This is a genomic window from Thermoplasmata archaeon, from assembly GCA_035632695.1.
Classification (GTDB): domain Archaea; phylum Thermoplasmatota; class Thermoplasmata; order RBG-16-68-12; family RBG-16-68-12; genus RBG-16-68-12.
Map to the genome: position 1 here is coordinate 1 of DASQGG010000025.1, position 7,249 is coordinate 7,249.

Genomic DNA, 7,249 nt, shown 5'->3' on the forward strand with positions numbered 1-7,249 from the left:
GTCGCTGATGTAGTCGTAGATGCCGAAGGAACCCCCGATCCCGCTGCCCTTGCACGTGTTGTGTTCCATCAGGGAGTTGGTGAGGCCGCCGCCTTGCAGGCAACCGTCCGTGAGTCCGCTGACGTGGTTGTACGCGATGTAGAGACGCTCGGAATACTCGTTGTCGAAGGGGATGTCATTGGTCCCGGCCGAGCGGTAGTAGATCGTGAGATTGTTCCAGGTCTCCGTGACCAGGTACCCCGCGGGCTTGACGGTCGTGTCCGTGGAGGACAGATGCACGATCTCAATGCCCATGGCGTTGTTCCCGTTGGTCCGGTACTTGATGTCGTTGGCGAAGATCACCACGTTGCCCCAGTTCTGGTAGGACAAAATGATGGACTGCTGCCCTGAGGTGACGTTCCAGAAGGCGTTGTGCTCGACGGTCGAGTTCGCACCGACCTGTAGGACATGGAGGTTCGTCACGCTGTCGTCGTAGTTGGACACGTTGTTGTAGCCGAAGTAGTCGTTGTGGTTGCTCAGCATGCGGAGGCGCAGACCCGAGAGGCGAGAGTACGCCACGATGTTGTTCGAGCCTCCGAGGATGTCCAACCCGGCCGTCGTGCCGCTCCCCGCATTGGAGACGTTCGTGCGTTCCAGGTCCACCCGCCCCGTGGAAATCAGGGACCAGTGGAACGCGTCGTTCGATCCGAGCCCACCCCCGCGGACCACCAGCGTGCCCCCGACGGACAGCACGTGCTGGAGGTCGGCGGTCTGGGAGAACTTGACCACGAGGTTCCACAGGGTGAGCGTGACGCCGCCGTTCACGTTCAGACTTCCCGCCAGGGTTAGTGTCCCATTTCCCCAGACCGTGTCCGCGGTGATTGTGCAATCCCCGGTGAGCGACTGGGATCCGAACGCGTTCGTGCTCTCAGGGCATCCCGTGTTCGCTTGAACTGAAAGAAGCGGCCCACGAACTGAAAAAAGCGGCCCACCGCCCGGCGGAGCGAGCATCACGAATAGGAGCAACAGACAGACGACGCCACCGACACGGCCAAGGGAGTTCATCTCGACACAGCGTGATGCCGAGCGATTGCCCGACCGACGCAGGGCCCCCCGAATCCTCGTTGGGCCAAAGAGGGATTCACCGAGGCGGGTCGAACAACCGTTCGCGGTTCGTGCGCGGAACCCAACTGCCTGCCCCATAAGTAACTTTCTGGTTGGCCGGCGAAAACCGACGCGCGGACGATGTGTGAGCGATTCCGCGCGGACGTTCACGTGGGCGCACGGGTAGCATGCCCTACGGCCGCGAGCCGCTCCGACGATGGGGGTGCTCCACCCGTCGCTCTGGGCTTCTTTACCGCGACCCGATCGGCCCCGTGCCGGAGCTCCTTCGGGGATCCGGCGGCACGACCGACGTGCCCCCACGAAAGACATCCCGCAGCACCCACACGGCGATGCGGGGTCGCCGGAGCACCTGCTCCAGCGTGTACGGGAATGCGACGTTGCCGTAGGGAACGTACACGCGCATCGGGACCTTCTCCTCGACGGCCACGGGGAGCACGCGGTGGATCGGGTAGCCCCGGACCACCTCAATCTCGCAGGGCGTCCCGGCGGCCCGGAGCCGACGAACGGCCTTCCGCGCCAGAGTCGGATTGTGGGTGGCGACGCCCACCCGAGGAACCCGCCCTGCGAGGCGCTCGACGATATCCAGGAATCCAACTCGAGGATCTCGCTCGTGCTCCTTCCGGTCGGCCCATTCCCCCTTGATCACCCGTACGTTCACGCCAAGATCCACGGCCCGCTCGACATCCTCGGCGCTACGCTTCCATCGACCCGGAAGCGTGCAGCCCAGGTTCCCGTGGAAGGCCTGCATCTCCCGGATCAGGGAGAAGGTCGGGTCCACGTCGGTGGCCGCCAAGGCATCGAAGTGAATCCGGATGTCCTTCGCTTGCGCGGACGTCACAATCTCGGTAATGCGCCGGCGGTCGAAGCCAAAGGCCGGCGCCTTGATCGAGACGTAGCAGTCGAGTCGCTTCGCCGCCACCCCTTCGAGCGAGGCCAGGGTCGACCGCGAGACGCTTCGTGGATCCTCGTTGTCCTTGTGCATGTAGCCGACGATGGTCCCATAGCCCATGCCGGCCAGCCACGCTGCCTTTCGGACGGCATCCTCAGGGGTGGGACCCGCGGAGTAGGCCCGTGCCAGGTGTTGCTCCATGTCCGCGTAGAACCGGCCCACGGGCGCGCGCACGGCTCGCAGCCGGGAACGAACTCGATCGAATCCATCCGAGGCGAGAGCCATCGCGCCGAGGAGCCCGAACGGGTACGTTCGCATGGCCACGCAGGGACGCGGGGTGGGATTCAAGGCGCGGACCCAAGGCTCGTCGCCTCCGAGGAACTCGTACGTGTCCAGACCGGACCGCGCGGCATACGCAATGGTCTCCATGAGAAGCAGGGTTCCCGGCGAGCACCGCTCGTACTCCTCCGCGAAGCCCATCGCAAGGAGCCAGAATCGGTTCCCGGTGACCGACGCGAGTTTCATCGCGGCCGTGTGCCCCCCGATGCGGAGGAAACAAACCCGAAACTCACCGCTCTCGGCCGCGGCTTTGCCGTACCTCCGAAAGAACGCACCCAGGAGGCGGTCGCGGGACAGCGGCGAACCTTCACGCGCCTTCCAGCCCGCGGCCTCGACCGCGTAGGCCTCGTCCAGGAGTCGCTCGACCTCGTCGGGTCGGGGGGTCAGAATCTCCGTCGTGACGGGACCCAAACTCTCCGCGATCCTTCGAGCGCGGCGGAGGTTGGACCGCCGGTGGGAATCCAGGTGGTCCGCGGCGTTCACCCAGGTCGGATCGAGTGGGAGCGAAGGGGAAGCCGTGCCTACCCAGCGTCGGATCAAGGCCCGGCCTCGGGAGGCTTCGGTCAAGGCGGGGATGACCGGCGACTCGGCCGGAACCCGCCAAAGCCGCAAGGGAAGGCGAGCCCGGACGAGGGCCGTTGCCAGTTCGGGGACGTGCGTCCCGTCCGCATACAGGAAGTCCATCTCCTCGAGCAGGTTGTCCGGCCCGGCGAGCTCGAACCGGGGCCCTCCGCGCCTCGCTCGGACGAGAGGTGCAATCGCGGCGGCGCGACCCTCACCGGCGACTCGGAACTCGAGGTCGGAGTCGACCTGGTAGACCTCCGCCCATGCGCGAATCCACGCGTGGCTCAGCATGGGACTGGCCGTCGGAGCCGAGATGGCGTCCCACACGGGACGGAGCTCCTCGAGACCGCGCAAACCGCGGAACACCCGGACTCGTTCTTCCGGCCCGCTAGGCGGAGCGGAACCACCGGATCCCGGGACGACGAACCACGAAGCGCTCGCACCGCCTACGCCGAAAGATCGTCCCTGTGCCGGCCCCGCGCGGAGACTCACTCTGGACATCACAGCCTTCTCCCATGACGCCTGCCCGGACCGTTTGTCCAGCGCGTCTCGAGCTCGAACTCCCGACCCGGAGAGGCAGTAGGGACCGTTGTCTAAATAACCTCCTGTCTCGGAGCACAGACGGCATGTATCCGGCGGCATGCGGGTCCCTGCCCGCTCCCCCGCCGGACAATCGGGTTGGAAGGTCCGTCTCCCGGGGGCTTTGGAGACAGTTCTCGGAAACGCGACGGTGCCCGGAACTCGATACCAACGGGGACCTTGCGCACGAGGGGCTGGCAACCGAGGAGCCGCCCGGCGGGCCATCCGCCGACCCGATGGCATGGCCCTCCCTTTTATCTGGGGACGAGCATCCCGGACGCCCTGAGTTCATGTCGACCAAGGGCAGGATGCTGATCGCGGGGACGACGCTCATCGCCGCCTCCATGATCGCCCTCCTCGCGATCGCAGCGGCCTACTGGCCGCTCCAAACCGTGGTCCAAGTCGTCTCGCCGTTCCTAGGTGTTTCGATCCTCGCCTCCGTGGGTTTGTCCCTGGTCCTCACCTCGCTGCTGCTCCCGAAAGCCCCCACCCGGCGAAGGCAAGATTCCGAGGCGATGTCCGCCCTGGACTCGCTCCTGTCCGAGACCAAGCGGAGGCCATAGTCGTCTGTCGGCCGCGCCCCACGGGCACGGGCATTGCCATAGACGTGCGAGCGGTACGATTTGCCCGCGGGCGCCCGAAGTCACGATGCTACGGCGGGCTCGCCAGGTGGGAGGAGAGGGCGCCGCCGCCGATGGCCAGGGCGAGGATGGCCGATGCCGCGGCAAAGAGCAGGAAGAGCAGGAACCCGCTGTACGCGAGCTTCCACGGCAGGGTGAGGGGCTTCTTGGCCTCCTCCGGCGCGTTCTCGAGCTCGGGCTCCACGACCATGCGGTCGATGTACACGGTCACCGGGAACGTGAGGACCGCCGTCCCGCCGAGCGCGACGTACAGGAAGAGCATGGAGAGCGGCTCTTGCGTCATCCCGAGCTGATACGCGTTGACGCCGTAGTAGATGCTCAGGGCGCCCGTCATCCCGGCGAGGAATCCGACGTACTGCGTGCGGAGTCGCAGGAGCACGGAGACCGCAAAGGCGATCAGGATGACGCCCAGGAGGGAGTACGGGTCGTAAAACAGGATGTTGAAGGCTCCCGGGAGCGGCCAGGTGACCTCGCCCCAGATCCCGATCGCGAACACGATGGCGCCGATGCCTGCGAGCGGCACGACCGCACCGCGAAGGTGTTCGTACGCGCGGTGGTGGCCGTGGCGGGAGTACGCCATGTACCCTACGACGCCGGAATAGAACAGGAGCCCGGCCACGAAGGCCAGCGTGAACAGCTGCAGGGCGAGCGGATCGACGAACGCCATACCTCGCCTCCTGGACCGGCCTCCTCGGGATTCCGGTGCACCGAAAACCGTCTCCGGGTATATGGAAGCGCGCCCGAACCCACGACAGCGGTAGAAGAGGGAGGGGCGCGAAGCGGGATCGGCACAGCGAGGGCCTCGCCGGAGACTCTCACCCCCGTCGTGCTCTCGTGACAAGCGGCGAGAAACCATATTGCTCCCGAACCTCCTTTCCCGGGTCATGCCTCGATTTCCGAGCCAGGCCTGGGTCGACAGTTACGTGGCGAAGCTGGATGCGAGCGTGGCGTACCGGGATGCGGGCAAGACCTGGGAGGGGGACATCCTCTTCGTCGTCCAGAAGGACGAGGGGCTGGCCAAGGACTGCTACATGTACCTCGACCTGTTCCATGGCCAATGCCGGAAGCACGGGTACGCGGAGGAGGACCCGTCTTCCTTGCCCCGGGCGGAGTTCAGCTACATCGGCCCCTACCGGAACTGGGTGCGGCTCCTGAAGGGAGAGATCGATCCCATCCGCGGGCTCATGACGGGGAAGTTCAAGCTCAAGGGCAGCATGATGAAGATCATGCGCTACAGCCGCGCGGCCAAGGAGATGGTGAACGCGACGACCGCCGTGGACAGCGACTTCGGCTGAGGGACTCTTCGTTCCAGGGAGACGACACGGGAGGGTGGACATGGTGCTGCCACAGTACGCCAACTTCGTCGACGGAGCGTGGGACCCCGAGGGCGAGGAGGTCGAACTCCACAGCCCCGTGGACGGGGAGGCAATCGCCCGCATCGTGAAGGCGGGCGCGGAGAAGGCCAACGAAGCCGTGGAGAGCGCGCTCCACGCCTTCCAGACCGGCTGGAATCATACGCCGCCCGCAACTCGAAGGAAGCTCCTCCTCCGACTCGCGGAGCGGATCCAGGACCGGTCCGAGGAGTACGCGCGGCTGGAGTCGCTGAACACCGGGAAGACCCTGCGCCAGAGCACCCTCCTGGATGTGCCCCTGGCCATCGAGCACCTCCGGTACTTCGCCGCCCCGAGCAGCTTCCGATTCACGCGGCGGATCCGCCATCCCGAGTTCCCCGGCACGAGGGGCCTCGTCCAGTATGCGCCCCTGGGCGTGGTGGCCGCCATCGCGCCATGGAACGTCCCCCTGCTGATGGCCGTGTGGAAGATCGCTCCCGCCATCCTGGCGGGCAATACGGTCGTCCTCAAGCCGTCTCACTTCACGCCCCTCACGGCCTTCGAGCTCGCGCGGGATGCCAAGTCGGTCGGCTTCCCGGATGGGGTGCTCAACGTGGTCACAGGCGACGGCCACGTCGTGGGCGATGCCCTCGCGAAGGACGACCGGGTCAACCTGGTCAGCTTCACGGGTTCCACGGCCACGGGGAAGAAGCTCCTCCGGGCCGCTGCCTCGAGCCTGAAGAAGGTCACCCTGGAACTCGGAGGGAAGTCGCCCAACATCGTGTTCCCCGACGCGGACCTCGACAAGGCGGCGAAAGGCGTGGTCTTCGGCAACTACCTGAACTCGGGGCAGCTCTGCGAGTCGGGCAGCCGCCTCCTCGTCCACGAATCCATCCAGGAAGCGTTCCTCCGGAGGCTGCGGGAGCATCTCGCCCGGATGAAGCCGGGGAATCCCATGGACATGGAGACGGACATCAGCGCGATCACGACGTCGGAGCAACTCGCGAAGATCGAAGGGATGGTCCAGGACGGCCTGGACGCAGGCGCGACCCTGTTCTATCAGAGGCCCGTCGCAAACGAAGTCCCGCGGGGGGGAAGCTACTATCCCCCGACCCTCCTGACGAACCTCTCCCTGGACATGCCGGTCGTCCAGGAGGAGATCTTCGGCCCCGTGCTCTCCGTGATCCCCTTCGCGGACGAGGCCGAGGCCGTGCAGCGGGCGAACGCGACGGCCTACGGACTCGCCTGCGGCATCTGGACGAAGGACGAACGCAAGGCGCTGCGCGTCGCGAGCCGCATGGAGGCCGGGACGGTTTGGATCAACGACTACCACCTCCTCTCGGCCGCCGCCCCCCGGGGCGGGTTCAAGGCGAGCGGCATCGGTCGGGAGCTCGGGTACGAGGGAATCCTGGAGTGCACCCAGACGCGTCACCTGTTCGTGAGCGCAGCGGAGGGGAGCGATCTGGACGAGATCGCCTACGGCGTCGTTGTCCGTTGAGGTGCGTGAAGTCCACCGCGGTGGACCGCCCCTCACCGAGCCGTTTTGGGACTCGAGTGGGCGAACCGAGTCCCGCCGCGAGACCGTCGGAATCCATGCGCCAAAGGTTCATAGCGTCCGCCCGAATCGGCCCGCCGGGGGAAGCCCCATGACTGGCGAAGTTGGACACTTTGAGATCCCGGCGGACAAGCCCGATCGCGCCCGGAAGTTCTACGCGGCGACCTTCGGATGGAAGATGAACGAAATGCCCGGCATGGACTACACGATGGTGAGCACGGGCCCCGTCGACGACCAGGGTATGCCC

Annotated in this window: 7 protein-coding genes; 4 read left to right on the forward strand and 3 right to left on the reverse strand. The window is 66.2% G+C overall.

Annotated elements, in window-relative coordinates; translation table 11 throughout:
• Both VEY12_01760 and VEY12_01765 read right to left on the reverse strand, forming a co-directional pair.
• Positions 1-804 (reverse strand): hypothetical protein (locus tag VEY12_01760; protein ID HYM38857.1); only part of this gene is annotated, 804 nt, incomplete at its 3' end.
• Between the two features lie 529 nt (positions 805-1,333).
• Positions 1,334-3,223, reverse strand: coding sequence for a GNAT family N-acetyltransferase (locus VEY12_01765; GenBank protein ID HYM38858.1), 1,890 nt, complete (start codon positions 3,221-3,223; stop codon positions 1,334-1,336).
• 542 nt (positions 3,224-3,765) lie between these two features.
• On the opposite strand from VEY12_01765, the gene VEY12_01770 reads away from it, so the two are divergent.
• Positions 3,766-4,038, forward strand: coding sequence for a hypothetical protein (locus VEY12_01770; GenBank protein ID HYM38859.1), 273 nt, complete (start codon positions 3,766-3,768; stop codon positions 4,036-4,038).
• An 88-nt stretch (positions 4,039-4,126) separates the two neighbouring features.
• Here VEY12_01770 and VEY12_01775 read toward each other — a convergent pair whose 3' ends face one another.
• On the reverse strand, positions 4,127-4,783 hold the full coding sequence (locus VEY12_01775; protein HYM38860.1) for a DUF981 family protein: 657 nt from the start codon (positions 4,781-4,783) through the stop codon (positions 4,127-4,129).
• A gap of 217 nt (positions 4,784-5,000) precedes the next feature.
• Here VEY12_01775 and VEY12_01780 point away from each other — a divergent pair, with 217 nt between their 5' ends.
• From VEY12_01780 to VEY12_01790, 3 genes are all read left to right on the forward strand, one after another.
• Positions 5,001-5,411 carry an SCP2 sterol-binding domain-containing protein gene (locus VEY12_01780; protein HYM38861.1) on the forward strand — a complete coding sequence of 137 codons (411 nt, stop codon included), beginning with the start codon at positions 5,001-5,003 and terminating at the stop codon, positions 5,409-5,411.
• A 40-nt stretch (positions 5,412-5,451) separates the two neighbouring features.
• Positions 5,452-6,945 carry an aldehyde dehydrogenase family protein gene (locus VEY12_01785; protein HYM38862.1) on the forward strand — a complete coding sequence of 498 codons (1,494 nt, stop codon included), beginning with the start codon at positions 5,452-5,454 and terminating at the stop codon, positions 6,943-6,945.
• A gap of 148 nt (positions 6,946-7,093) precedes the next feature.
• On the forward strand, positions 7,094-7,249 hold a 156-nt coding region (locus tag VEY12_01790; GenBank protein ID HYM38863.1), incomplete at its 3' end, for a VOC family protein.

Excerpts from the sequence above, each read along its gene's own strand:
- VEY12_01770 (HYM38859.1), top strand. The coding sequence starts at position 3,766 with ATGTCGACCAAGGGCAGGATGCTGATCGCGGGGACGACGCTCATCGCC.
- VEY12_01775 (HYM38860.1), bottom strand. The coding sequence starts at position 4,783 with ATGGCGTTCGTCGATCCGCTCGCCCTGCAGCTGTTCACGCTGGCCTTC.
- VEY12_01780 (HYM38861.1), top strand. The coding sequence starts at position 5,001 with ATGCCTCGATTTCCGAGCCAGGCCTGGGTCGACAGTTACGTGGCGAAG.
- VEY12_01785 (HYM38862.1), top strand. The coding sequence starts at position 5,452 with ATGGTGCTGCCACAGTACGCCAACTTCGTCGACGGAGCGTGGGACCCC.